The 24,573-nt window shown below is 71.4% G+C and carries 25 protein-coding genes and 5 pseudogenes; 16 read left to right on the top strand and 14 right to left on the bottom strand.

Translation table 11 applies throughout. The features are described 5' to 3' along the window. Positions 1-3 precede the first annotated feature (3 nt). The 3 genes from ND748_RS07320 to ND748_RS07310 all read left to right on the top strand — a co-directional run bounded on the left by ND748_RS07320 (position 4) and on the right by ND748_RS07310 (position 2,347). A complete protein-coding gene (locus ND748_RS07320; RefSeq protein ID WP_251744902.1) occupies positions 4-1,065 on the top strand; it encodes a phosphotransferase family protein in 1,062 nt (353 codons plus the stop codon). Further along, positions 1,062-1,796: a TetR/AcrR family transcriptional regulator gene (locus ND748_RS07315; RefSeq protein WP_251744900.1), complete on the top strand. Its 735-nt coding sequence runs from the start codon at positions 1,062-1,064 to the stop codon at positions 1,794-1,796. Before ND748_RS07320 ends, ND748_RS07315 begins: the two co-directional genes overlap by 4 nt. A gap of 149 nt (positions 1,797-1,945) precedes the next feature. Continuing rightward, on the top strand, positions 1,946-2,347 hold the full coding sequence (locus tag ND748_RS07310; protein ID WP_251744899.1) for a thioesterase family protein: 402 nt from the start codon (positions 1,946-1,948) through the stop codon (positions 2,345-2,347). A gap of 45 nt (positions 2,348-2,392) precedes the next feature. Here ND748_RS07310 and ND748_RS07305 read toward each other — a convergent pair whose 3' ends face one another. Further along, positions 2,393-3,208 carry an SDR family NAD(P)-dependent oxidoreductase gene (locus ND748_RS07305; protein WP_251744898.1) on the bottom strand — a complete coding sequence of 272 codons (816 nt, stop codon included), beginning with the start codon at positions 3,206-3,208 and terminating at the stop codon, positions 2,393-2,395. A gap of 200 nt (positions 3,209-3,408) precedes the next feature. Between ND748_RS07305 and ND748_RS07300 the strand changes: the two genes are divergently transcribed. Continuing rightward, a complete protein-coding gene (locus ND748_RS07300; RefSeq protein WP_251744897.1) occupies positions 3,409-4,026 on the top strand; it encodes a hypothetical protein in 618 nt (205 codons plus the stop codon). 26 nt (positions 4,027-4,052) lie between these two features. Here the strand turns inward: ND748_RS07300 and ND748_RS34965 are convergent. Beyond that, positions 4,053-4,267, bottom strand: a pseudogene (locus ND748_RS34965) (TetR family transcriptional regulator); the annotation flags it as partial. A 1-nt stretch (position 4,268) separates the two neighbouring features. Here ND748_RS34965 and ND748_RS07295 point away from each other — a divergent pair. From ND748_RS07295 to ND748_RS34525, 4 genes and pseudogenes are all read left to right on the top strand, one after another. Next, positions 4,269-4,614, top strand: a pseudogene (locus ND748_RS07295) (transposase); the annotation flags it as partial. Beyond that, a pseudogene (locus ND748_RS34960) lies at positions 4,588-4,717 on the top strand (transposase); the annotation flags it as partial. The pseudogenes ND748_RS07295 and ND748_RS34960, both read left to right, overlap by 27 nt. A 517-nt stretch (positions 4,718-5,234) precedes the next feature. Then, positions 5,235-5,903, top strand: coding sequence for a hypothetical protein (locus ND748_RS07290; RefSeq protein ID WP_251744896.1), 669 nt, complete (start codon positions 5,235-5,237; stop codon positions 5,901-5,903). Positions 5,904-6,288: 385 nt separating this feature from the next. Then, positions 6,289-6,402 (top strand): annotated as a pseudogene (locus tag ND748_RS34525) (response regulator transcription factor); the annotation flags it as partial. 107 nt (positions 6,403-6,509) lie between these two features. Here ND748_RS34525 and ND748_RS07280 read toward each other — a convergent pair. Next, positions 6,510-7,754 carry a cytochrome P450 gene (locus ND748_RS07280; RefSeq protein WP_251744895.1) on the bottom strand — a complete coding sequence of 415 codons (1,245 nt, stop codon included), beginning with the start codon at positions 7,752-7,754 and terminating at the stop codon, positions 6,510-6,512. Positions 7,755-8,094: 340 nt separating this feature from the next. On the opposite strand from ND748_RS07280, the gene ND748_RS07275 reads away from it, so the two are divergent. The 4 genes and pseudogenes from ND748_RS07275 to ND748_RS07260 form a co-directional block, all read left to right on the top strand. Next, the gene (locus ND748_RS07275; RefSeq protein WP_251744894.1) at positions 8,095-9,753 is read left to right on the top strand and encodes a carotenoid oxygenase family protein; all 1,659 of its coding nucleotides are present in this window, start codon (positions 8,095-8,097) and stop codon (positions 9,751-9,753) included. After that, positions 9,753-11,006, top strand: a complete 1,254-nt coding sequence (locus ND748_RS07270; protein ID WP_251744893.1) for an NAD(P)/FAD-dependent oxidoreductase — start codon at positions 9,753-9,755, stop codon at positions 11,004-11,006. The genes ND748_RS07275 and ND748_RS07270 overlap by 1 nt, the downstream gene beginning before the upstream one ends. Before the next feature lie 38 nt (positions 11,007-11,044). Further along, entirely contained in the window at positions 11,045-11,500 is a 456-nt protein-coding gene (locus tag ND748_RS07265) for an SRPBCC family protein (protein WP_251744892.1), read from the top strand. Between the two features lie 19 nt (positions 11,501-11,519). After that, positions 11,520-11,666 (top strand): annotated as a pseudogene (locus ND748_RS07260) (dehydrogenase); the annotation flags it as partial. Between the two features lie 12 nt (positions 11,667-11,678). Here the strand turns inward: ND748_RS07260 and ND748_RS07255 are convergent. Then, the gene (locus ND748_RS07255) at positions 11,679-12,089 is read right to left on the bottom strand and encodes a hypothetical protein (protein ID WP_251744890.1); all 411 of its coding nucleotides are present in this window, start codon (positions 12,087-12,089) and stop codon (positions 11,679-11,681) included. 210 nt (positions 12,090-12,299) lie between these two features. Here ND748_RS07255 and ND748_RS07250 point away from each other — a divergent pair, with 210 nt between their 5' ends. Continuing rightward, positions 12,300-13,127: an SDR family oxidoreductase gene (locus ND748_RS07250; protein WP_251744889.1), complete on the top strand. Its 828-nt coding sequence runs from the start codon at positions 12,300-12,302 to the stop codon at positions 13,125-13,127. Positions 13,128-13,179: 52 nt separating this feature from the next. On the opposite strand, the gene ND748_RS07245 is transcribed toward ND748_RS07250, so the two are convergent. The 9 genes from ND748_RS07245 to ND748_RS07205 all read right to left on the bottom strand — a co-directional run bounded on the left by ND748_RS07245 (position 13,180) and on the right by ND748_RS07205 (position 22,013). Then, on the bottom strand, positions 13,180-13,410 hold the full coding sequence (locus tag ND748_RS07245) for a lipoyl domain-containing protein (RefSeq protein ID WP_251744888.1): 231 nt from the start codon (positions 13,408-13,410) through the stop codon (positions 13,180-13,182). Between the two features lie 51 nt (positions 13,411-13,461). Further along, positions 13,462-14,472, bottom strand: a complete 1,011-nt coding sequence (locus ND748_RS07240) for an alpha-ketoacid dehydrogenase subunit beta (RefSeq protein WP_251744887.1) — start codon at positions 14,470-14,472, stop codon at positions 13,462-13,464. Next, positions 14,469-15,497, bottom strand: a complete 1,029-nt coding sequence (locus ND748_RS07235) for a thiamine pyrophosphate-dependent dehydrogenase E1 component subunit alpha (protein WP_251744886.1) — start codon at positions 15,495-15,497, stop codon at positions 14,469-14,471. Before ND748_RS07235 ends, ND748_RS07240 begins: the two co-directional genes overlap by 4 nt. Beyond that, on the bottom strand, positions 15,494-17,266 hold the full coding sequence (locus ND748_RS07230) for an FAD-binding protein (protein WP_251744885.1): 1,773 nt from the start codon (positions 17,264-17,266) through the stop codon (positions 15,494-15,496). Before ND748_RS07230 ends, ND748_RS07235 begins: the two co-directional genes overlap by 4 nt. Before the next feature lie 106 nt (positions 17,267-17,372). Continuing rightward, positions 17,373-17,786, bottom strand: coding sequence for a 2Fe-2S iron-sulfur cluster-binding protein (locus ND748_RS07225; protein ID WP_251744884.1), 414 nt, complete (start codon positions 17,784-17,786; stop codon positions 17,373-17,375). Next, positions 17,783-19,123: an SRPBCC family protein gene (locus ND748_RS07220; RefSeq protein ID WP_251744883.1), complete on the bottom strand. Its 1,341-nt coding sequence runs from the start codon at positions 19,121-19,123 to the stop codon at positions 17,783-17,785. Before ND748_RS07220 ends, ND748_RS07225 begins: the two co-directional genes overlap by 4 nt. A gap of 411 nt (positions 19,124-19,534) precedes the next feature. Next, positions 19,535-20,158, bottom strand: coding sequence for a TetR/AcrR family transcriptional regulator (locus ND748_RS07215; RefSeq protein ID WP_251744882.1), 624 nt, complete (start codon positions 20,156-20,158; stop codon positions 19,535-19,537). 228 nt (positions 20,159-20,386) lie between these two features. Then, entirely contained in the window at positions 20,387-20,854 is a 468-nt protein-coding gene (locus tag ND748_RS07210) for a nuclear transport factor 2 family protein (RefSeq protein ID WP_251744881.1), read from the bottom strand. 118 nt (positions 20,855-20,972) lie between these two features. Beyond that, positions 20,973-22,013: an epoxide hydrolase family protein gene (locus ND748_RS07205; RefSeq protein ID WP_251744880.1), complete on the bottom strand. Its 1,041-nt coding sequence runs from the start codon at positions 22,011-22,013 to the stop codon at positions 20,973-20,975. Between the two features lie 37 nt (positions 22,014-22,050). Here ND748_RS07205 and ND748_RS07200 point away from each other — a divergent pair, with 37 nt between their 5' ends. The 3 genes from ND748_RS07200 (at position 22,051) to ND748_RS07190 (ending at position 23,780) form a co-directional block, all read left to right on the top strand. Next, positions 22,051-22,611, top strand: a complete 561-nt coding sequence (locus ND748_RS07200) for a TetR/AcrR family transcriptional regulator (protein WP_251744879.1) — start codon at positions 22,051-22,053, stop codon at positions 22,609-22,611. 207 nt (positions 22,612-22,818) lie between these two features. Further along, positions 22,819-23,286, top strand: coding sequence for a helix-turn-helix transcriptional regulator (locus tag ND748_RS07195; RefSeq protein WP_251744878.1), 468 nt, complete (start codon positions 22,819-22,821; stop codon positions 23,284-23,286). Then, positions 23,283-23,780, top strand: coding sequence for an SRPBCC domain-containing protein (locus ND748_RS07190; RefSeq protein WP_251744877.1), 498 nt, complete (start codon positions 23,283-23,285; stop codon positions 23,778-23,780). Before ND748_RS07195 ends, ND748_RS07190 begins: the two co-directional genes overlap by 4 nt. 59 nt (positions 23,781-23,839) lie before the next feature. On the opposite strand, the gene ND748_RS07185 is transcribed toward ND748_RS07190, so the two are convergent. Continuing rightward, complete coding sequence (locus ND748_RS07185; protein ID WP_251744876.1) at positions 23,840-24,499, bottom strand: NADPH-dependent F420 reductase; 660 nt, start codon at positions 24,497-24,499, stop codon at positions 23,840-23,842. Positions 24,500-24,573 lie beyond the last annotated feature (74 nt).

The raw sequence follows: 24,573 nt of genomic DNA, 5'->3' as shown, positions 1-24,573 counted from the left end.
GGCATGACCGGCGCCGCGGACGACCCGGCGGGCGCCGTGCCCGGGGTGGACCTCGGGCGGCTGGCCGCGTGGATGGACGGTCAGGGCCTGCCGCCGGGGCCGATCACCGCCGTCGAGCGGCTCGCCGGCGGCACCCAGAACGTGCTCGTCCGCTTCGACCGCGGTGGGCTGCGGTTCGTGCTGCGCCGCCCACCCGTGCACAAGCGGCCCGACAGCGATCGGACGATGCGCCGGGAGGCGCGCGTGCTCGCCGCGTTGGCGTCCACGGCTGTGCCGCATCCCCGGCTGATCGCCGCCTGCTCCGACGAGACCGTCCTGGGCGCGGCGTTCTACCTGATGGAACCGGTCGACGGTGCCAACCCGACGGTCGAGCTGCCCGCCGGCTACCGGACCTCGGCCGGCTGGCGGCATCGGCTGGGCCTCGCGATGGCCGAGGGGGCCGCCGCGATCGCCGCCGTCGACCACACCGCCGCCGGCCTCGCCGACCTGGGCCGGCCCGACGGCTACCTGGAACGGCAGGTCGGCCGCTGGCGCGGTCAGCTCGAGGGCTACCACGCGCTGGCGGGCTACCCGGGGCCCGAGGCTCCCGAGCTGGACGCGATCGGCTCCTGGCTGGACGACCACCGGCCCGACGACTTCCGCCCCGGGCTGGTGCACGGCGACTACCATTTCGCCAACGTGCTCGTGACGGCGGACCGCCCGGCGCTCGCCGCGATCATCGACTGGGAGCTGGCGACCATCGGCGATCCCCTGCTCGACCTCGGCGGCCTGCTCAGCAGCTGGCCCGGTCCCGAGGGGCCACCGTCCGGGGCGCCGGGCGTGCGTCCCTGGGACGGGTTCCCCACGGCCGCCGAGCTCGTCGCCCGCTACGGCGAGATCAGTGGCCGGGACCTGCGTTCGCTGCCCTGGTACGAGGTCCTCGCCGGCTACAAGATCGGCATCATCCTGGAGGGGACCTACGCCCGCGCCTGCGCCGGCCAGGCCGACCCCGCCGTCGGCCGGCAGCTGCGCGCGACCGCCCGGCGGCTGTTCGCCCGGGCGAGCGCGCGGATCGCGACGGTATGAGCGGCGAGCACACCCGCCGCGACCTGCTGCTGGCCGCCGAGCGGCTGTTCGCCGCCGATGGCATCGACGGCCCCAGCATGCGCGAGATCAGCAAGGCCGCCGGGCAGCTCAACACCAGCGCGCTGCAATACCACTTCGGCGACCGGCAGGCCGTCCTCGCCGCGATCATCGCCCGGCATCACCGGGACATCGAGACCCACCGGCTCGGCCTGCTCGACGCCCTGTTGCTCGACGGGGAGCCCACCGTGGAGCCCCCCGGGGAACTCGACGGGGAGCCCGCCGGCGAACCCGGGCTGCGCGGGCTGGCCGCGGCCCTCGTGCTCCCCCAGGCGGCCCGCCTCGACCACGACGACGGCGGACCCGAATACCTGCAGATCATCGCCGAGGTGACCGCACGCCCGGAACGCTTCGCCGCCACCTTCGCGGCGGCGTCGGCGGCGTCGAGCATGGTCCGCTGGCGCGCCCTGGTCACGCCGTTCCTGCCGCCCGCCGCGATCGGCCCGCCGCTGCACCGCCGGTTCGCGGCGATCCGTTTCCTCAACGGCGAGCTGGCCACCCGCGCCCGGGAGCACCACCGCCCGGACCACCGCCTGTTCGCCAGTCACCTCGTCGATCTGGTGACGGCGATCCTCGCCGCCCCGGTCTCGGCGCAGACAAGCCGGCACATCCACTCCGGCACATCCCGCTCCGGCGCATCCCACTCCGGCACACCGAGCCCCGCCGACCGGTAGGGTCGGAATGCGGCACGACGCCGGATGAGGGCCGAACTCGCAGCTCACCGGTTCGAGCCGAGGCGGGTCGGGCAACCGAGGCGACCCGGGTTCGGTAGCGCCCGCGGCCGTGCCGCGCGGCCTTCAGGGGGAGCGAGGCACCGCCGGCGATGCTGCGGTACATGCTGCCGGTGACGCACCGGCCGGATCGCGACGGCGTGCTGAGCCAGCACCGCCACGTGCCCTTCTTCCTGGCTCTGGAGATCGCCGCACAGGCCTGGGCGCGAGCGCTCGCGACGACCTGCGAGGGGCTGCTCGCCCCCGCCGACCTCGCCGTCGTCGACGTGGCCAGCACCTTCCGCCGGGAGCTGTTCACCGGCGATGTCCTGTTCGACGTCGCCCTGTCGAAGTTCGGCACCAGCTCGCTGACCTTCGCCCTGGAACTCACCCAACACGATCACCCGGCGGCGAACCTGACCGCGACCCTGGTCAAGGTCGACGCCGCCCGGCTGCACTCGATGCCGTTCACCCCCGAGCAGCGCGCCGGCCTGGAGCGGCTCCTGCTCGCCTGAGCGCGTATGGACCGCCGCCCGCAGCGGCCCGGGATCAGGCGGCGCCTACCAGGGGAGGTCGGCGAGGAGCGCCTCGACGCGCGCCCGCACCCCCGCGGCCGTCTCCGGGTTGGTGAGGATGTGGACCAGGTCCGCCTCGATGCCCTCGATCGCGATCCGGGCGACGTCCGCGGGAAGCAGGACGGAGCCGCCGCGCTGCGCCGCCCGGTCTTCGAGGGTGTCCGCCGGGTCGGGGGTCTGCGCGCCCACCGGCTGGTTCGCCCGCGACGTCTCGCTGAGCGCGGTCGCCACCGGCCCCGGGCACAGCACGCTCGCGCCGAGGGTCGGGGCGAGCGCCCGAAGCTCCAGGTCGAGCGTCTCGGTCAGCCCGATGACGGCGTGCTTGACGGCGTTGTACGGCGTCAGCGTCGGCAGCGGCATGAGGCCGCCGACGGAGGCGGTGTTCAGGACATGGCCACCGCCCTGACGGATCAGGTGCGGCACGAAGTGGTGCACGCCGTGGACGACCCCGAGCAGCGCCACGTCGATCAGCCAGCGCCAGCTGGCCAGGCTCTGCTCCCACATCGGCGCCGGCCGGCTCACCACGCCGGCGTTGTTGCACACCAGGTCCACCCGGCCAAACCGGTCGATCGTGGCCGCGGCGAGGGCGCCCACCTGATCGGCGTCGCCGACGTCGGCCGCGACCGCGAGCGTCGTGGCCCCGGTCTCGGCGAGCGTGGCCGCGGCCCGTTCGACGGCGCCGACCTGCACGTCGGACAGGACAACGTGAACGCCCCGGGCCGCGAGCGCCTCGGCCAGTCCGTACCCGATGCCGCTGGCCGCCCCGGTCACCACCGCGACCTGCCCCTGCGCGATCCTCATGACCCCATCCTGCCGGGAAACGGTCCCCGACGCCGCCATCACGGCGAGCCGGACACGGCAGACGTGCTGCGCCGTCCGGTCATTGCGCCCGCGCCGGGTACAATGCGGACAGATCACTTCATGGGTGACGCTGTCCGGTGGGGTAAGGACTCCGACATCCGGGTTCGCGGCGGCCCGTGGGTCATGGGTTGGGGGACCCTGTGAGCGATTCCGGTGGTTCCGGCGGCCTGCTCGGCAACAGGGCCGTCGCCTTCTGGACGGTGGTCGCGGGCATTATCGCGGCGGTAACGTTCAGCGTAAGTGTCGTGACCCGGCTGACGAACGGACCGGACAGGCCCATCCCGAGCCCGCCCATCTCCGGCCCCGTTTCCTCGTCGCCCGGAGTAGTCGTCGGACCGACTCCGTCCCCCACCTACCCCGTGCGGACCCGTTCCCCGAAGCCGTATGTCCTCGCCGACAGCACGCCAGCCTCGTCGCTCCGGCCACCCGCGGCGACGACACCGGCCGGTCCCAGACCGCTGCGTTACACCTTTGCCGGGGCGAGTCAGTATCCGTGTTCGTCGGAAGGCCATATCCGGTCCCTTTTCCAGGCCCCGGTGCAACTCTTGGTGGAAAACGGCAGCTCCCAGCTCATTCAGCTCTACTACCTCGACGCCGCGGGAAACCGGATCGCGCAGACCACCATTGCGTCGGGCCGCAGCGTTTCCGTGTCGAGCCACCTGGGTGACGCCTGGCTGCCCGCCACCAGCCAGGCGGATTGCATCGGCATCTTCGCGTTGCGCGCAAACAGCCGCCTCCAGTTCCTCGACGCCCGATAGCCTCGCCACGCCCGGAAGTCGCGTGGTCAGCCCAGCGACGCGCTCGCTGCCCGCAGTCCGTCCACGGCCGCCAAGGTGTACTGCGCGAGCTCACCTCAACGTCATGGTCGCCCGCTGACCACTCGGCGTAGCCCCGCCTGCGCGCGAGGACACCCAGCTCACCCGCGAGATGCGCGGTCGGGTCGGGCGCGCCGCGGGCGGTGAAGGCGGCTGTCATGGCGGTCGCAAGACCGACGCTCTTGGCATTTGCCCGGCGAGGGTATAAGGGCACCGCGGGACCAACCGAAAACTGTCAGATCGGGGTGTTCGCCGCCTACGTGTCCGGGAAGGGACGGGCGTTCGTCGACCGGGAGCTTTTATCTTCCCGCGAGCTGGATGGATGATCGGGTGTGGTGCGCGGCGGCGGGCGTGCCAGCGAGGGTGGGGTTCGCGACCAAGCCGCTGCTGGCGCTGGACATGATCCGCCGGTTCTGGGTGACGGACGCACCGGTAGATCTGCGGGTCGCCGGCGATGAGGTGTACGGCGTGGACCCCGAACTACGCGACTGGCTGGAAGAACACCGGGTCGTCGACGCTCTCGCCGAAAAATTACCGCGCGCCGCCGCGCATCTGGAAGAGGCGAGAGCGGATCTGCTCGCGTTCACTTCCTACCCCGCGGGAGATCTGGCGGCAGATCTGGTCGTCGAATCCGCAGGAGCGACTGAACAAGGTTCTGGAGCCCGGCCGACGGAGGCGAATCGAGCCCTCGGCATCGTTCACCTGGGCGATCCGCCGGACATCCTCCCCCGTGTCCGTGCGATCACATAAATACGTTGTAAACCGGCTTTCCTCACCGGGCCGCCGGCAACCGATAGCATTGCGCATCATTCGGGGAAGGTATGCCTTTAGCTGGTGCCGCGACGAAGCGCCACACCCAGCGGGCTGCAGGTCTTTCTTCTGACTCGTCGGCACGCCGCCGATCCGGCGGCACGTCGCCCTCTGTTTCCCATCTTCCGGGAAGCCTTCCGATGCCTTTTGCCTGGACACAATCCCGGAACTCCGGCGGTTGGGGGGCCAAAAAGTGAACCGTCCAATGTCTATGGAGATTCGACTCCGTCAGCTGTCCCGCGGGTAACCCGTTCGGCCGGCTGCGCCGATTCAGTAGATCGATCAGCTAGGTTGCTGCTCGCAGTAGTGGGGTCAATTGAAGTTGCGAGAAAGGGTACGGAATGAAGAACAGGACCGGACGTTACGCCGCTCTTCTTACAATGTCTGGTGTCGCGACCGGCGTCGTCTTGCTTGGTCCGGGCGTGGCCATGGCACAGGCTGCTGAGCCGACCGTGGCCGCTCCCATCGCAGGCACTGCCGAGGCCGCCGGAATCCAGGACCCATGGTTGACGGCCGACTGGCACGGATGGGACCCGAACAAGGGCAAGTGGGACCACAAGAAGCAGCACGTCATCAAGAAGAAGGAGAAGGCGACCTTCGAGCGGGTGACCTGGTACGAAAAGAAGGACCACCACAAGAAGTGGGACGACAAGTGGGACGACAAGAAGGGGCCGGGCGACGACCAGAACTGGAGTGACGACGGCCCGAACTGGAGTGACGACAGCCCGAACTGGAGTGACGACGACCCGACGTGGACCGGCAATGATCCGACGGAGGACGACGCGGATCAGGCGAACCTCGTGGCGTGGGACCCGAACAGGGACAAGTGGGACCACAAGAAGCAGCACGTCATCAAGAAGAAGGAGAAGGCGACCTTCGAGCGGGTGACCTGGTTCGAAAAGAAGCACAAGAAGGACCACCACAAGAAGTGGGACGACTGGTCGGAGCAGCACGATTCAAGCTCAAACGGTCCCGCGGATGACGCGGAGGACGTCGACCTCGCTGGCTAGTAGGCAGCCGTTGGCGGGTAGTCGGCCGAGTGGGGCGCCTGCATGCGGTGTTCCGCTCGGCATACGCCGCCCGGCGGTCGCGGGCGATGCGGCCACCGGCCGGTCATCACGGGTCGGACGACTCGTGGAGATCGGCCGGTGGCCGCGTGTCCCAGGTCCGCTGGCTGAGAACGAGCCCGCCCGGCCGCCCGTGTCGACTTGGCCCTCCGCGCCTGCCACGCCACTCTGTGTCCATGTCCTGCGACCGACAGATAGGGCAACCCCCACGTTCACGGGGCCAACCTTGTCGGCGCCCTTGTCAACCTCGGTGTCCAACTGGGTGCCGTGGGGGCCGGCGGCACGGTGAAGGTCACCGGTTTCGGGATCGCCGACGACGCCGCGCGCCGCGACCGGCACCGCCCTGACGCCCGCGGACCTGACCCCGCGCGAACGGGAAGTCCTCACCCTAATCGGCGAAGGACTGTCCAACCGGGCGATCGCCCGCCAGCTGTTCGTCAGCGGACGTCGCCGAGCATCCACCCGTGTCCCCGGCCAGATCAGCGGGTAATCAGGGTCGTTGCGGAATGCTGTCCAGATAGCCTCCGGCGCCGGAGGCAGTCCGGTCGCTCAGGCCGACAGGCTCAGCGGCAGTGTCCGCACACCGCGGATGACGATCTGGTCCCGGTAGACGACAGCCTGCTCGGCCAGCGTGAACGACGGGACCCGGCGCAGCAGCGCGCGGAAGGCGAGCTCGGCCTCAATGCGGGCGAGCGGGGCGCCGAGGCAGTAGTGGATGCCCGTGCCGAAGCCCAGGTGACGCGGCGTCCGGCCGGCTCCGGCGTAGCGGTCGGCGAGGAAGCGGTCGGGCTGGTCGAACGCCTCGGGATCCCGGTTGGCCGCGCCGATCATCATGATCACCCCGTCGCCGCCGGTGAACGCGTGGCCGCCGATCTCGGCGTCGGCGAGCACGGTTCGGGCGATGAACTGCACCGGCGGGTCGTAGCGGAGCATCTCCTCGACGGCGGGCCCGACCAGCGCGGGATCGGCGCGCAGGGCAGCGAGCTGGTCGGGATGGGCGAGCAGCGCGAGGATGCCGCCGCTGATGAGGTTGACGGTCGTCTCGTACCCGGCGACGAGCAGCAGGGTGCACAGTTCGAGCAGCTCGCGCTCGGAGAGCACGTCACCGTCGTCGTGGCGGGCGACGAGCCGGCTGAGCAGGTCCTCGCGCGGCGCACGACGACGCTGCGCGATCAGCTCACGGAAGTACTCGTCGAAGGCCACCGTGGCGTGCGCCCGGGCCGACTTCTCCGCCGCGGTCAGCAGGAGCGGCGGGTCGAGTCCCCGGGTCAGCGCATCCGCCCAGCCGCCGAACTCCTGCTCGTCCGCGGCGGGGACGCCGAGCAGCCGGCACATCGCCCGCAGGGGCAGCGGGCGGGCAAGGGCCTCGACCGCATCGACCTCGCCGCGGTCGATCGCGGCGTCGAGCAGGTCGTCGACCAGGGCGGTGAGCTCCGGGACCAGATCGGCGATGACGGCGGGGGTGAACGCCTTGCCCACCAGGCGACGCAGGCGGGCGTGGTCGGGCGGGTCGGCGCGCAGCAACGACCCGAGCCCGTCGTCGGCGCCACCTCGGTAGCTGACACCGTCCCGGTATCCGTGCCCGATCGCCGGATGGGCCAGCACCGCCGTGGCCCCCGCGAGCGTGGTGACGACCGTGACCGTGGCGCCGGCGAGGTCGGCGGGCAGGAAGGCGCCGAGCTGCTGGATCTCCCGGTAACGGGGATAGGGATCCGGCAGTCGTGACGCCGCCAGAGCGGCCATGAGTCCGGTGAATCGTCCCTCGGACGTGCTCGCCTCGTCCAGCGCGGTCATCCACACCCCTTCACGGACTCCTGCCGACCGGCTATCGGACGCTTTCACAGGGCGAGGTGCACGGGTCGCACAGCAGGTGAACAGCAGACGAAAGCTGTCCGCGACCGCAATCCGCGCCACCACCCGGCTCCGCAGTGGGCGCCCGGGGCCGGCCGACTTACCAGCTGACTGCCCGGCTCCCTATGACACGTTTGGAAACCCTGATTCGCAGCGGGCGGCCGTGGCGCCGGGTCGTAGCGTCGTGGCGTGCCGACCGACCGGCCGCGCGTGCCGCACTCGGCACGTCCGGCCGGCACGCGGGCGGTGCGCTGCCGCACGCAATCCGGCGAAGGGGTACATCGTGGGCCATGCTCTTCACCACGCCCTGGAAACGAGCGCCGAATACGACCTCGACCTGACCGTGACGGCGGGGCGATGGCCCGACGGCCTCGCCGGGCATCTTTACCTGATCGGCCCTGCGCAGCCGACCGAGGTCAACTTCATGTTCGCCGGGCCGGGGATTCTCACCCATGTCGATCTCGGGGCCCGGCACTGGCGGACGAGCCGGGTGCGCACCCCCGACCTGGCCTTGTTCGCCGCTCTGCGCCAGGCCCTGCCGGCCGCGGACTTCGCCGCGCTCACTCTCGGGGCGCGCCCGGCGCTGACGAACGTCGCGCCGCATCTGTTCGGCGACCGGCTGCTGCTGACCGGCATCAGCCAGCGCCCGGTCGAGGTCGACCCGGCCACCGGCGACTTTCACAGCTTCCTCGGCGGCGTCGAGGAGTATCCGGAGGTGGCGGCGCATCCGCTGTTCGCCGGGGTGCGCACGGCGGCCCATCCCGTCGAGGACCTCGACGAGGGCTGCATGTGGTGGTGCAACACCCGGCTGCACCCGCAGGGCACGTCGTCGACGGACGTCGAGGGCACCCTGTGGGTGGCGCGCTGGGACGGCGCCGGCCCGGTGCAGACGTGGTGCGTGCCCGGCGCCCACCTGATGCAGGGCGTCCACGAGGTCACCGTGACCGAGGACTACGTCATCGTCACCGAAATCGGCTTCCAGCAGGAGCCGGGCAGCGTCGCCGGGCGCAACCGGACGAAGCCGCACCTGCCCTTCACCGACATCTACCTCGTCGCCAAGCGGGACCTGACCGCGACCCGACGCGGCCGGACGGTCCCGGTGACCCACGCCCGCGTCCCCTACGAGTCGTTCCACCACTTCGCCGCCTACCGCCAGGACGGCGACGACGTGACGATGTACATCGCGCACTCCAACGGCTGGGACCTCAACTACAGCCTGGCCGCCACCGACCGGGTCTGGCGCTCGGGCGCCGCGCTCGCGCCGGGACTGCACGGGTTCATCTCCGCACCCGTCGACGCCTCCCCCGTCGGGCGTTACGTCATCGACGGTCGCACGGGCGAGGTCCGCGACAGCCGGCTGTTCCTGGACCCGCAGCGGCACTGGGCGACCCTGCTGTACACCCGCGACCTGCGCCGCGGCGCCCTCGAACGAGGCCGGTACCTCTGGCAGGCGTACTGGGGATGCGACCCGGAGATGCTCGTCGCCCGCATCGTCGACCTGTACGCCGCGCATCCCTGGCGCGTCGTGCCCGTGGACCGCCTACCGACCCGGGAGATCCCGTCCTCCCTGGTCTGCCTCGACGCCGAGGCGATGACGGAGCAGTCCGCGTGGTCGTTCCCCGCCGGCACGGTGGGCGAGTCACCGGTGTACGTCCCCGATCCGGCTGGCGGCGCGGGCTGGGTGGTCCTCGCCGTGCACCATGCCGACCGCAGTGAGCTGCAGGTCTTCGACGCGCTGGCGCTCGCGGCCGGACCGGTGGCCATCGCCGGCGCGCCCGGGCTGAAGCTCTCCGTCCAGTTCCACTCCGTCTACAGCCCGACGCTGCGCCCGCGCCCGGGCGACTACCGGCGCTCCTTCGCCGACGACCTCGACCCGAGCTGGAAGGACCTGCCAGTGCCAACCCGCACCGTCATCGCCCAGGTACTCGAGCAGTTCGCCTGATGTACGACGTCATCGTCGTCGGGGCCCGGTGCGCGGGCTCGCCGCTGGCCATGCTGCTGGCCCGCCGCGGCCACCGGGTGCTGGCCGTGGACCGGGCCACCTTCCCGAGCGACACCGTGTCGACGCACTTCATCCACCAGACGGGCCTCGCCCGGCTGCGCGACTGGGGGCTGCTCGACCGCCTGCGGGCGACGGGAGTGCCGCCGGTGCGGCACATGACCTTCTCCTACGACGACATCCACGCCGAGGGCTTCGCCGACGCGATCGACGGCATCACCGAGGTCCTCTGCCCGCGCCGCACGGTGCTCGACGCGCTGCTCGTCGACGCGGCCCGCGCGGCCGGGGCCGAGGTGATCGAGGGCTTCACCGTCACCGAGACGATCGTCGCCGACGGCCGGGTCACGGGCATTCGAGGGTACGACGCGGACGGCAGCGAGACCGCCTTCGGCGGGCGGTTCGTCGTCGGCGCGGACGGCGTCGACTCGACGCTCGCCCGGCTGGTCGGCGCGGAGGTCTACCGCAACGTGCCCGCGAGCGGGTTCGTCTACTACTCCTACTTCGACGGCCTCGACTGGGGCTTCCACAACCGGACGGCGCACGGGCGACAGTTCGCGAGCTGCCCCACCCACGACGGCCGCACCATGGTCGCGGTCATGCGCCGCCGCGACGCCTTCGGCGAGTTCCGGGCCGACGTCGAGGAAAGCTTCCGGTCCGTGGTGGCGGGCGTCGTGCCCGAGTTCGGCGCGGACCTTCGGGCCGCCACGCGGACCGAGCGCTTCCGGGGGCTGCGCTACGCCGACAGCTTCTACCGTCGATCCCACGGACCGGGCTGGGCGCTGGTCGGGGACGCCGGCTACCACAAGGACCCGCTCACCGCCTGGGGCATCACCGACGCGTTTCGCCACGCCGAGCTGCTCGCCGAGGCCCTGCACCGAGGGTTGTCCGGCGAGTCCCCGATCGACGGGGCCGTCGCGGACTATGTGGCGCGTCGGGACCGGGCCAGCGCCGGCACGTTCGCGTTCACCGTCGCGGTGGCGGCCTTGACACTTCCGCCGTTTCTCCACGCGACGCTGTCCGCGGCGACGCGCAGCCCCGCCTACCGCGCGAAGTTCTTCGCCATGGTCGGCGGGGGCTACCCCGGCGAGGAGTTCTTCGCCCCCGACCACCTCGCCGCCCTCTACGAGGAGGTCGGCACGCCGCCCGACCTGCGCCTGCTGCCACCCTCGCCGGCGCCGGCCGGCCACGTCGTCTGACCCGCCGCCCACACCTGACCAGCCATTCGGGAGCTGTCATGCCGCAGGTAAGCGACGACATCGTCACCGACCGGCCGATCGAGGCCGTGTTCGACTTCGCCACGACGGCCGGCTACTGGCCGCGGTGGCATCCGGCGGCGCGCCGCGTCGAGGGCACCGTCGACCGCCCGGCCCGGGTCGGCGACCGGATCCTGGAGCAGGTGACGGTCGCCGCCGTCGAGAACACCGTGACCTGGACGGTCGTTGCCTGTGACCGTCCGCGCCGACTGGAGTTCAGCACCGACGTCGACGCCGGCCGGGTGCGGATCGGCTACGACCTCACCGCTCTGACCGGCGGACGAACCCGGTTCCGGCGGACGGTGGACTTCCCCGACCTGGGCCCCGCGTTCGACGACGCGATGCGGGCTCAGTCCGTCGAGGGGCTTGCCAACCTCGCCCGCCTGCTCGCCGAGGGCGCCGCCGACCCCGCTGCCCACCCCCAGAACTCGGGGTGAGCCAGAACTCGGGGTGAGCCCCGGATTCACCGCGACCGACCTCAACGCCTTGCGCGGCGTGCGCACCCCGGAACAGGGCGCGGCGATCGCGATCCGGCTCGCGACCCGGCCCGACGAGGGCCCGACCGGCGCGTTCTTCGACGACGCGGGCGTGGTGCCCTGGTAACCGGCGGACCCGTCAGCCGCCACGCCCGGTCCGGGCGAGCTCGGGACGATGCGGGCCGACCCGCTGCCGGCGGCGGGCGAGCAGAACGTCCGCGAGGGCGTCGGCGCGCTCCATGTCGTCGAGGGTGGCCCGGGATCGTCCGTCAACCTCGAGGATGGCGGCGAGCAGCTCCGCGGACAGTCTCATCCGCGCCGCCACCCGGGCCACGCTCGGCGGCAGGCCGCGGGCTGCCTGGCCGGACGGCGGGTGGCAGTCGGCGGGACCGACCGCCTGCGCCGGGATCTGGCCGACCGTCGCGGCATGACCCGCAGGAGCGACATGACCCGCGGGGGCGAGGCGCCGCCCGGGGACAACGTGCCGCTCGGGGACGAGGTGGCGCCCGGCGATGCGAGGGCGTGGCCGGACTCCGAAGAGATCGAACATACATTCGATTTTGGCCAGGATGGATCGTCCTGTCAAGTTCGGCGGCCCCCGCGAGGGCCGGGGCGGCGAGATGCGCGGGCCGGGGCCACCCCGGATTGCACCCGCCCCCACCCGTGCCTCACCCCTGGGCGTCGCAGCCTCGCCACAAGTGACGGCGATCACGGCAAAGCGGTAGGTTGACGATGATCCAACTCTGGCTCTGGAGGTTTCATGGCTACAGCGTTCGTCACCGGCGCGAGCCGGGGCATCGGCAAAGCGATCGCCCTTTCCCTGGCCGAAGCCGGCTACGATCTGGCGATTTCGGCCCGCACGGTCCAGCCGGGCGAGATCCGCGACAACGCCCTGACCGTGCACCACTCCGATGCGCGCCCCTTACCCGGCAGCCTGGCCGAGACCGCCGCCGAGGTCGAGGCCCGTGGTCGCAAGGCCCTGATCGTGCCGTGCGACCTGACCGACCGGGAGTCGGTCGAGGCCGCCGCGGGCCGCATCCTCGACGCCTGGGGCGGCGTGGACGTCATCGTCCACAACGGGCGCTACATCGGCCCGGGGATCATGGACGTCTTCCTCGACACCCCGCTCGAGGCCTACGAGAAGATGTTCGAGGCCCACTGCATCGCCCCGATCATCCTGACCCGCGCGCTGCTGCCGGCGATGCTCGCCCGCGGCGGCGGGGCCGTCGTCACCATCACCTCCGGCGCGGCGTGGCTCGTCCCCCCCGCCCCGGCCGGGCAGGGTGGCTGGGGGTTGGCCTACGCCGTCGGGAAGGCGTCGGGAAACCCGCTGGTCGGGGTCCTGCACACCGAGTACGCCGGGCGCGGGCTGCGCGTGTTCAACGTCGAGCCCGGCTTCGTCGCCACCGAGCGCAACGAGATCTCGGTGCGCGACTACGGCCGGGAGCTCGTCGGGGCCGCTCCCCCCTCGGCGATCGGCGCGACCGTGCGCTGGCTGCTCGACAGCCCCGACGCCGAGCCCCTGCTGGGCACGACGATCGAGGCCCAGGACCTCTGCCGGGCCCGCGAGCTGCACCCGGCCTGGTAGGACCCGGTAGGACCGCGGTGGGGGTCCCGCCCGGCCGGACGGGACCCCTCGGTCATTCGATGCGGCCGACCAGGGTGCCCACCGGATAGGTCTCCTCCGGCACCCCGAGGATCACCAGCGTGCCCGCGGCGGGCGCCTCGATCTCGGTCTCGGTCTTGTCGGTCGCCAGAACGTAGAGCGGCTGGCCCGCCTCGATGGGGGCACCGTCATCGGCGAGCCACTCGCCGATGATGCCCTCCGTCATCGTCACTCCGAGCTGAGGGATGCGCAGTTCCTCTGCCACCGGGCGTGTCTCCTTCGACTGTTCGCGGCTCGCGGCCGATCAGAGCGTGGATCAGAGCGTGGACTGGATGGCCGCCGCGATCCGCGGCCGGCTCGGGATGTAGGCCTCCTCGAGGGACTTCGCGTAGGGCACCGGCGTGTCGGGCGCGGTCACCCGGACGACGGGCGCGGCGAGCTGGCCGAACAGCTCCGCGTGGATCGTCGCGGAGAGCTCGGCGCCGAAGCCGTTGCGCCGCACCGCCTCGTGGACGACGACGGCCCGGCGGGTCCGGGCGACCGAGCTGAGCAGGGTCTCGGTGTCGAGCGGCGCCAGGGTGCGCAGGTCGATCACCTCGACGCTCACCCCCTCGCCCGCGAGCTGCTCGGCGACCGCCAGGCAGTCGGTCACCTGGCGCCCGTAGGTGACCACCGTGACGTCATCGCCCGCGCGGGCGATGTTCGCCCGGCCCAGCGGCACCCGGTGGTCGCCGGCGGGCACCGGGCCGCGGGCGGCGAAGTACAACCCGGTCATCTCGACGAACACGCACGGGTCGTCGTCGAAGATGCAGGACAGCAGCAGCCCCTTGGCGTCCGCCGGGTTGCTCGGCACCACCACCTTGAGCCCGGCCGCGTGCACGAGCTGGGCCTCGAGCATGTCCGAGTGCTGCGCGCCGAAACCGCCGCCCGCGCCGGTGGCGGTGCGCACGGTCAGCGGCACCGGGGTCCGCCCGCCGGACATGTAACGCAGCTTCGCGGCGTGGTTGACGAGCTGGTCCATGCAGACGTGCACGAAGTTCATCAGCATGATCTCGGCGACCGGACGCAGGCCCGAGATCGCCGCGCCGATGGCCGCGCCCATGATGGCCTGCTCGGAGATGGGGGTCATCCGCACCCGGTGCGCGCCGTGCTTGACGCCCAGGCCCTTGTGCACGCCGAACCCGCCGCCGCCGGGTTCCTGGATGTCCTCGCCGAGCGCGAAGACCGTCGGGTCGATGCTCAGCGCGACGTCGAGGGCCTCGTTGAGGGCCTGCACCATGCCGAGAGTGCGGGCCTTCTGCTGCGTCGCCGTCCCGGCGCCTGTCATGTCGTCGCTCCGTCCTGCGCGGTGGCCGCGTACACGTCGGTGGTCAGTTCGCTCGTCGCGGGCAGCTCGGCGGTCCGCGCGAACTCCCAGGCGTCGGCCACCTCGGCCGCGGCGGCGCGTTCGACCGCGGCGAGTTCGTCCTCGCCGACGTGCGCGGCGAGCTGCGCCCGGAAGCGGACCAGCGGGTCGGCGGCGATGGCGGCCCGCAGTTCCTCCGCGGGCATGTAGACCTGCTGATCGCCCATGATGTGGCCGCAGAACCGGAAGGTCATCGCCTCGAGCAGCGTCGGGCCGCCGCCGGACCTGGCCCGCTCGATCGCGGCGCCGGCGGCGTTGTAGAGCTCGATCGGATTGTTCCCGTCCACCGTGACACCGGGCATGGAATACCCGGCGGCCCTTTGCGCGATCCGGTCGACCGACGTTCCCTCGCGCAGCGGGGTGTACTCGGCGTACCGGTTGTTCTGACAGACGAAGATGACGGGCAGGCGCCAGATCGACGCCAGGTTCAACGATTCGTGAAACGCCCCGATGTTGGACGCGCCGTCGCCGAAGTTGACCACGGTCACCTGGTCGGTGCCGCGAAGCTGGGCCGACAGGCCCAGCCCGTTGGCTATCGGCAGGCCCGATCCGACGACGCCCGTGGTCACCATGAGCCCGTACTCGGGCGCGGTGACGTGCATCGGTCCGCCCTTGCCCGCGCAGGTGCCGGCCGCCTTGCCGAGGTACTCGGCCCACAGCTCGCGCAGCGGCAGGCCCTTGGCGATCTGGTCGTGCAACCCGCGGTAGGTGGTGACGACGTAGTCGTCCCGGCGCAGATGGGCGGCGACGGACGCGGCGGCGAACTCCTGCCCGCGCGGCGAGTAGTACATACCCCCGATCGCGCCACTGGTCATCAGGGAGCGGTACTTCTCGTCGAACCGCGCGATCCTGGTGGCCGTGCGGAACAGGCCGAGCTGGACGTCGAGGTCCGGCGGCGCGGCAAGATCGACCGCGGCGGCGGAGTCCGGGGGTGCCGAGATGCTCACGTGAGCTCCCCTTGCCTGGAGTGAACGGCCTGTGTGGAGTGGCCGGCCTGCGTGGACTGAACGGCCTGCGTCGACTGGACGGCCTGCGCGGACTGGACAGCCTGCGCGGCGTGAACGGCCCTGCCCGCCGCGTGCGCACCGGCGCGCCGGCCCGAGAACACGGCGTCGGCGAGGGCGAGCCCGGAGACGTAGCTGTTGCTGCACAGGCCGACCGCCGCTCGACCGCCGGCGTACAGGCCGGGCACGACGGAGGCGTCGCGGCGCAGGACCGCGCCGCTGTCCTCGTCGACCTTCAGGCCGCCGAGAGTGATGAACGGGAACGGGTAGAGCGACGACGCCCGGGCCGAGACGTCCACCGCGTAGTAGGGGCCATCCCCGATCGCCCGGTGAAACTCCCCGGTCTTGCCGAACCGGTCAGGCAGGCCGGCCGCTGCCCCGTCGTTGTACTCCCGGACCGTCTTCTCCAGGCCGCCCGGGTCGATGCCCATCCGGCGGGCCAGCTCGCCGAGGGTGGCACCGCGTCGGTGGCCGGCGGGGCCGAACAGGTAGCCCAGTTGGGGGAGGTGGAAGAACGCCGACTGAGTGCGGATCTGGCCCCGGGCCCGGCGCCACGTCTCGGCGTCGACGACGAGGTAGCCGCGGGCGTGCTGCTCCTCGACGAGGGGCCTCGAGAAGGTCGCGCCGTAGAGCTGCTCGTTGGCGAAGCGCGCGCCCTCGCCGTTCACGACAATCCCGCGCATGAAGTCCGAGGGCGGGGAGAGGAACCGCCAGCCGGACATCTTCTCCAGGTGCGAGGTGGCGGCGCCCACCTCGGCGGCGAGGCCGAGGGCGGCGCCGGTGTCGCCCGCCGTGCCGAGCGCCCTCAGGCCCGCCCAGGCGGGGGCGTGGCGCGCGACGAGTTCCCGGTTGAAGCCGTACCCGCCGGTGGTGAGCACCACCCCGCCGGTTGTCCGAACCCGCTGGGGCGACGAACGCCGGCGGGCGGCGGCGACCGCGACCGCACTGAGCCGGGCACCGAGCGCCGGATTCCACACGTGGACCTTCGCCGCGAGCTCCGTGTACGTCCGGTGCCATCCGCCCGGTTCATGTCCCGGCGCCGGCGCGTCGTAGTCGACACCGACCACCCTGCCGTTCTCCACGACCAGGCCACGGGCCTCGGCGAGCGGGCGGAACTCGACTCCCAGGCGCAGCGCCGACTCCCGCAGCCGGCCGTAGAAGCTCGCCCCCGAGAAGTTCTTCGCGTGGGTGCGGTGCCCCCGCGGCGCCGGGGGCGCGACGTCGGCGTAACCGGCGGCCAGCTCGTTGCCGGAGTAGTAGAGGTAGTGCCGGTTCGTCGGGTAGGACGTCTTGTACGGGCACAGGCTGCCCTCGAACTCGACCCCCTGCCGGCCGAGCCACCCGATCATCTCCCGGCTGCCCTCGGCGAACCGGCGCAGGGTGGCGGCGGCCACGGCGTCGCCGACCTCCAGGCGGAGGTACTCGTACATGCCCTCGACCGTGTCCGTGACCCCGGCCTGGGTCTGCTGGGCCGTGCCACCGCCGGCGTAGACGACCCCGCCCGAATGCGTCGTCGAACCGCCGCCGTAGAAACGGTCCAGGACGACGACGGAGGCGCCGCGCTCGGCGGCCGCGATCGCCGCGCACGCCCCCGCCCCGCCGAACCCGACCACGACCACGTCGAACGTCTCGGCGGCCTTCTCGGCAGCGGTTTCGGCGGCTTCCTCGGTGGCATCGGTGGCGGATAAGTGTGTCGGTTCAGATGAATCCATGGATGTTCGCTCCTCTGTTCCGGAGCACTCCCCCGATGGCTCCGGCACGACTGTCAGGGATTCAGGCCTGTCGGTTCGGCGAAGATGGCGCCGGCCCGCGCCGGTGCTACCGCGCGGGGCCGACGTCCGCGGAGTCCGCGACCTCCACGGAGTCCGCGGCATCTGCGGAGTCCGCAGCATCTGCGACGTTCCGGGAGTTCGCTCGGACGCCCCGCTTCTCGATCGTCACGTCGCCGGTCACGGTGAGCCGGCACGCCAGCCTGGTGTCGCGGCTGGACCGACGGCCGCGCCGGCTGGCGAGCTGGCGAAGGACGCCCTGCTCGACGGCATCCGGCGGGCCGAGGTTCTGGTGGCCGTCGACCACCCGCAGCGCGCACGCGGTGCATCGGGCCTGGCCGTAGCAGATCGTCGGCCAGGTCAGGTCCGTGCGCAGCGCGGCGGCGAAGACGGTCTCGCCGGCCCCGACCGGAAGGTCGATCCCGGCGGGCTCGACCCGGACCCGCGCCGGGCGCCGGGTCATCGGGACAGGTATTCGTCGATCACCCGATGGCTGTTCACGATCATCGACTCGTACCGGCCGGAAAGCACCAGGTTCTGCATGCCCAGGGTGTGCACACCCTTCTGCTGGGCCGTGATGTTCCGGAAGTCCTCCTTGAAGATCTGCGGCCAGTCCTCGACCTCGATCGGGCCTTCGAGGACCGGCGGGTCCGGCTCGTCGTCGCCGTCGGCCGGAATCTGGACTGCCCACACCTCGAACAGGCACGACTCGGGATCGTCCCCGTTCGGCCGCACCCGGTAGACGATGGAGTTCCCGTACGCGGGGAGCACCGTCATGTTCGGGAAGATGTGCGCGTAGCCGGTGGTGTCGGTGGCCGGCGGCGGAAGCGGGATGCCGGCGCCCGCGGCGTACTCGTAGAGCGCCCCGAAGAAGGCCATGGGGTACTCGTCCGGATCGATGTCGCGTGTCGCCAGGCTCTGCTGGAGGAACATCTCCCGGTCGGTCGCGTATGCGTCGGTCCCGACGTACAGCGCGTTGTTGAACTGGGTGAAGTAGTCCGCCATGGACATGCCGGGGACGGGCACCGAGCCGTCGCTGGGCCGCAGGTGCGCATGCCCGCCGGCGAAGCACTCGAAGTTGCCGCCGAGCACGTCGATATCGTAGTCGTCGTCCGCCGCGCCCATGCTCAGCGACGGATGCGCCTGCATGACGTGGTAGGCCTCCATGAAGGCCTCCTGTGCCATCTTCCAGTTCGCCGGGATGATGAGGTGGCGCCACCAGCGGACCCGCATCCGCTCGAACCCGATCGGGGCCAGGGCCTGGGCGATCCCGGCCATCGCCGTTTCCAGCGGAGGGGCCAGGGGGTCCATGTTGATGAAGACCATCCCGAACATGGTGCCGACCCGGCACTCACGCAGGCGCAGGGAATCGGGGGTGAGGCAGGCCGGTGTGAAACCTCGTTGCGCGTAGACGTAGGAGTTGGAGCCGTCCAGGTTCCATCGCCAGCCGTGGTAAGGGCAGACGATCTGGCCGCCGTGGAACGTGCCGGTGCCGTTTCCCAGCGCCGTCGCCCGGTGCCGGCAGGCGTTGAAGTACGCCTTCACGGTGTCGGCGGTCTCCCGCACGATGAGGATGGACTGGTCGTTGATGCGGTATTCGGTGAAGTCACCGGGGCGTAATATCTCGTCGAGGCGGCAGGCGAGCTGCCAGACGTGCGGCCACAGCTTCTCCTTCTCCCGCCGAGCGAATTCCCGGTCGAAGTACCGTTCGACCGGTACGAGCGAGGGATCGGTGATTGCGTGGGGAAAGGCCGGCGTCGCCGCCCGCCCGGGAGCCTGCGGCTCGGCGTGGATGGTCAACTCATCTCCTCCTTCGAGGGTGCGCCCGCAGCGGTGCGCGTCCGATCCCCAGGGCGCCAGCTCCGGCGGCGGCGTGTGCGGTAACGACAAGGAAGTAAATGAACAGTTACTTACTTTAAGATGTGACGTAGCTCATGTCAACAGCCGAACGCAGAGGAATCTCCGGAAACCGGCCGCGGCGGCGCGTGGCCTGCCCGGCTCCGGCGCGCCGAGCCCGAGCTGCGTTCGGACGGCGCCAGGCGGAGCCGGGCGGTGTTCAAGCAGGTTCGGACCGTGTTCAGGCCGGGTCGAACCGTGTTCAGGCCGGGCCGGACGGTGCCAGGCGGGGCCGGGCGGTGTTCAGGCGGGTTCGGGCCGTGTTCAGGCTGGGTCGGACGGTGTTCAGGTCGGGTCGGGCCTGCGTCGGGTGGGTCAGGAGCCGGTCGGGAGCCCCTGGGCGAGCAGCGACTCGGTCAGGCGGATGGCCGCCCGATGCCGGTCGGCCGTGACGGTCGCCGACAGGTGGGTCAGCCCCCAGCTCACCGAGGTGAGCAGGTCGACCATGGCCTGAACGGAGGTGTCGCCGGGCAGCTCACCGGCCTCGACTGCCTCGACGACCAGCCGGCGGTAGAGCGTCTCCTCGGTGTGGCGGCGGTACCCCACCGCGGCCGCGAACTCCGGGGACTGCGTCGACTCGAACAGCAGGCTCGCCTCGAAACGGGTCATCGACGGATGATCCGCCATGCACGCGAGGGCCTCCTCCAGCAACGCGACCAGGCGAGCGCGGAAACCCTCGGTGGAGAAGGCCGCCGCCGCCAGCCGTCCCACCACGGCGGCGAAGACGTCGTCGAGGGCCTGGAGGACCAGGTCCGCCTTGGACGGGAAGTACCGATAGATCGCCGCGCTCGTCAGATCCGCCTGCTCGGCAATGGACTTCATCGTCGCTCTCGAGTACCCCACCTCGGCCACATGCGTCATCGCCGCCAGCAGAATCCGGTGCCGGGTGCGCTCGGCATCAGCGTTCACCGGGCGGCCGAGGCGAGCCGACGACTTCATTCGACGCTCCTCCAGGTCGGCCCGCCGGGCCGAGATCGCCACCGCCCGGCATGGCGCGGGCCAACCCCAAGTATCCCGGTGCGCGCCGGCCTGCGTTCGCCCGCCCGCAGGTGGACCTCCTCCTGAACAGTTCCCCGCCCACCCTCGTGCCAACAGCTCGCCCGGTCGCCGCGCCGTCGCCGTCGCCGTGATCTGGACGGTCACCGAGCCCCGATGCCGGCGACGGCGTCACGTCGCGGCGTGCTCGTCGGTGATCGGGTCGGCCAGCGCCTCGGCCGCGCCGCGCTGGGCGGACGAGTCCAGCGCTCGCTGCAACACGACGGTGTCCTCCAGGGTTCTGATATCCGTGATACGGCCCCACGACATCTTCATCATCTGCATGAAGACGTCGCGGTAGGGAATCTCGCCGGCCACGGTCGCGCTCACCTCCACCAGAGTGGCGACCCGCGTGCGCCACGGAGGCCCGGCAACCACGATGTCCCTGACCTCGAAGTGCGGGTCAGGCATGAGCCGGAAGTTGCGCTGCCACCACAGGGCGAGCGCCGCCTTGGTGTGCCGCTCCCCCGACAGCGCGTGCTCACCGTAGAAACGGTAGGTGAACTCGGGCGCCATCGCGTCGATCATTGCCTGCCAGTTACCGGCGCTGATCTGGGCGAACGCCGCGCGGACCTTTCCGGCGACAAATCGGTGGTACATCGGACCGCTCCCTTCCCACGCTGCTGCATTGTTTCCATTGTGGCTCGCAACTGCCCCGGCCGTGCGTATCGCGCCGGGCGCACGGCGTGGCAGTGGTGGAGCAACCACCAGCTCCGTCTCAGCCACCCAGCTCGACCGCGCGGTGTAGGTCCTCGGCGTAGGCCTCGGGCTGTTCCCAGGCCGCGAAATGGCCGCCGGCCCGGTGTTCCACATAATCGCCGACATTCAGGAACGCCTCGGCGTAGCTTCGCGGCTCCGGTTTGATGTCGCGCGGGAACACGGAGAGCACGGTGGGCGTGTCGATCCGGTCGGGGAGGGCGGCCGGTTCGACGTAGGTGGTGAAAGAGGTGCCGATCGTGCCGGTGACCCAGTAGACGGTGACCCAGGTGAGCAGTTCGTCCGGCGTGAAGGCCGCCTCGTCGGACCAGGACTCCAGTTTTTCGATGATCCAGGCCGCGAGGCCGGCGGGTGAGTCGCCGAGGGCGACGGCGAGCGTGTTCGGCCGCGTCGACTGCGCCGCGATGTACCCGCCCTCGGTGCGGAACCACTGCGCCGCCCGGCCGAGGTAGGCCGCCGCGTCGGGCGCGAGCTTCGCCGGGTCCGCCGTGAGCGCACGCTGTGGGGCAACGTTCGTGAGGTGCAGGGCAGCCACCCGGTCCGGATGGTCGGCCGCGAGAATTTCCGCGACGGTGCCACCCACGTCGCCGCCGGACACGGTGTATCGCGAATAGCCGAGCTCATCCAGAGCGTCCGCGACGATCCCGGCGATCCGGTTGACCGACATCCCGGGGATGGCCAGCGGGGCGGCGAACGGGAAGCCCGGCAGCGCGGGAACCACCACGTGCATGTCCGCGAGCAAGGGCAGGACGCGCTCGAACCGCAGCACCGAGTCCGGCCAGCCGTGCAGCAGCACGACGACCGGAGCGCCGGGATTCGCGGACCGCTGGTGGATCACCCGCAGGTCGGTGTCGCCTGCCTGCACCGTCACCCAGGGGAACTCCCCGATCCGGCGCTCGTGCACGCCCCAGTCGTACCCGTTCGCCCAGCGTTCGAGCAGTTCGTCGAGGCGGGTGGCGCTGATGCCGCGCGTCGGGTCGTCACTCCACGGGGTCGCGACACGCCGCGTCCGCTGGAGTCGTTCCCCCATCTCGATACTCATGTGTATCAGCGTACACATAATGTGTATGCTGATACACATGCCCTCGCGCAATGCGGCCGCCACCAGGCAGCGGATCCTGGAGCACGCGCAACGCCAGTTCGCCCAGCACGGGTTCGCGGCGATCACGGTCAAGGGCGTGGCCGACGCGGCCGGAGTGTCACCCAACCTCATCACACGCTACTTCGGTGGCAAGGACGGCCTTTTCCTGGCGGCAACCCGGGTGGAGATTCCGGTCTCCACCTCCTTCGACGGCGACCGTAGCGCGCTGGGTGCGCGCCTCGCGGCGAGCATCGTCCAGCGCTGGTTCGGTACACCAGGAGAGGATCCGCTGCTCGTGCTGCAACAGGCGTCCGGCGAACGCCCCGAGGCGGCGGAGGCGCTCGCCGCCTTCCTCGACACGAACTCGCTGGAGCCGCTGCACCGCTATCTGCGCGACAGCGGCCTGGCCGACGCGGACGCCCGCGGCCGAGCCGCGGCGATCGACGCCTTCGTGCTCGGTGTCTCGACCCGCCGCCGGGTCCTGCGGTCCGAACTCGGCGACCCGGCCGATCTCCAGGCCTGGCTGAGCGCCACCATCCAACGCCTCGCCGACGGGTAGCGCGACAGCACGAAGTCACGACAGCACGGAGTACTGAAACTCCGCTTCCGGCAGACACCTGGGATCCAGTCGACGGCCACTGCCCGACCACCGCAATCACGTCGGTGAGCGAGAGATCTTAGCCACCCTTCACTTCCAGATTATTACCCTCAGTCACGTCCGCAGCCCGGTTGCCGCACTCGCCGACATCCGCTAACCTACAACTCGATGGTTGTAGATCACGGCTCCGTCGAGCACGCGAATCGCCTCTTCCATGCCCTGGCCGACGCGACGAGGCGCGAGATCGTGGCGCTCACCCTGACCGGAGAGCACTCGGTCTCCGATCTTGCCCGGCGGTTCCCGATGAGCTTCGCGGCCGTTCAGAAGCACGTGGCGGTGCTGGAAGGCGCCGGGCTGATCACGAAACGGCGGCAGGGTCGGGAGCAGCGCGTACGGGGCAACGCGGACGCGCTGCGCGAGGTTCATCGGTTACTGGACGAGCTTGCGGCCCTGTGGCTGGGACGCCTCGATCGGATGGCCGCGGTCCTCGCCGAACCCGACCCGTCCGACAGCGACACGGCAGACAGCGGCGCGGCAGACTTCAGCGCCGCCGACAGCGACACAGCGGACAGCGACACGACAGACAGCGAGCCGGCAGACAGCGAGCCGGCAGACGGCAGGGAGCGACGCGCATGACTGTGATCGACGTGAAGAAGGACCCTGAGACCCTCAGCCTCACCATCAGCTCCAGGTTCGAGGCACCGCCGCAGCGGGTGTGGCGGATCTGGGCCGACCCGCGCCAGCTCGAGCGGTGGTGGGGCCCGCCGACCTACCCGGCGACCGTCGTCGACCACGACCTGGCTCCCGGCGGCTCGGTCACGTACTTCATGACCGGGCCGGAGGGAGACAGGCACTACGGCTGGTGGCGCGTCCAGGCGGTCGACGTCCCGCACCGGCTGGAGTTCGAGGACGGCTTCGCCGACGACACGGGCCGCCCCAACCTCGACATGCCCACCACGATCGTCCGCGTCCAGCTCACCGCGCAGGGCGCGACGGCGACCGTGATGACCATCGAGAGCACTTTCCCCTCGTCCGAGGCGATGGAGCAGATGGTGTCCATGGGCATGGTCGAGGGCATGTCCGAGGCCCTGGGCCAGATCGAGGCCCTGCTGGCCGGCACCCCGGCCTGACCTCGACGGCGGGCCTGGGACCGGCTCGCCGCAGGTCGCGCGCCCGGCCGTGGCCGCCCTCAGGCGCGGAAGTCCGCCGGACGGTCCGGGGAGGCGGCCGCCAGGGCCTTCGCGGTGCCGGCGGCGTCGAGGTCCGCGCCGTAGACCGGGGTGCCGGGCTGCTGACGCCACGAGTCCGCCAGCGTGCCGCCGTCGACCGGGTCGAAGCCCAGCTCGTCGACCAGCGCGAACACCAGCTCCTTGGCGGGACCGTCCGCGCCCGCGATCGGCAGCGCGATGCGGCCCTCGTCGCCCTTCGACCGGCCGCGCTCCAGCAGGTGCTTCCAGAAGATCCCGTTGAACACCTTGACCACGGGCGCGCCGATCTGCTCGGCGACCCAGACGCTCTCCGGGGTGCCGGCCTCGATCGCGTCGAGGCGACCGTCGCGCTGCTGGGGGTAGTAGTTGTTGGTCTCGATCACCGGTGCCCCCGGCTTCGCCCCCTTGAGGATCCCCGCGGGCAGGTTCGGCACGTTCTTCTGCGGGATGCTGATGATGACCACGTCGGCGTCCTCGGCGGCCTCGGCCGCCCAGACGGCCGTGGCCCCGCTCTGCGCCGCGAGCTCTGCCAGGGTCTGCGGGTCACGCGAGTTGGCCACCCGCACCTCGTGGCCGAGCTCGCTCAGCCGCCGCGTCAGCGTCCCGCCGATCTGACCCGCCCCGATGATCCCGATTTTCATGGTCTGCGCTCCTCGACGACCGGGCGAGGGGCCGGGGGCGCGCCCCGCCCGCCGTCCCCCCCCCTCCCACCGCA

It is taken from the genome of Frankia sp. AiPs1, assembly GCF_023716945.1.
GTDB lineage: Bacteria > Actinomycetota > Actinomycetes > Frankiales > Frankiaceae > Frankia.
This window is presented reverse-complemented; position numbering and strand designations above follow the sequence as displayed.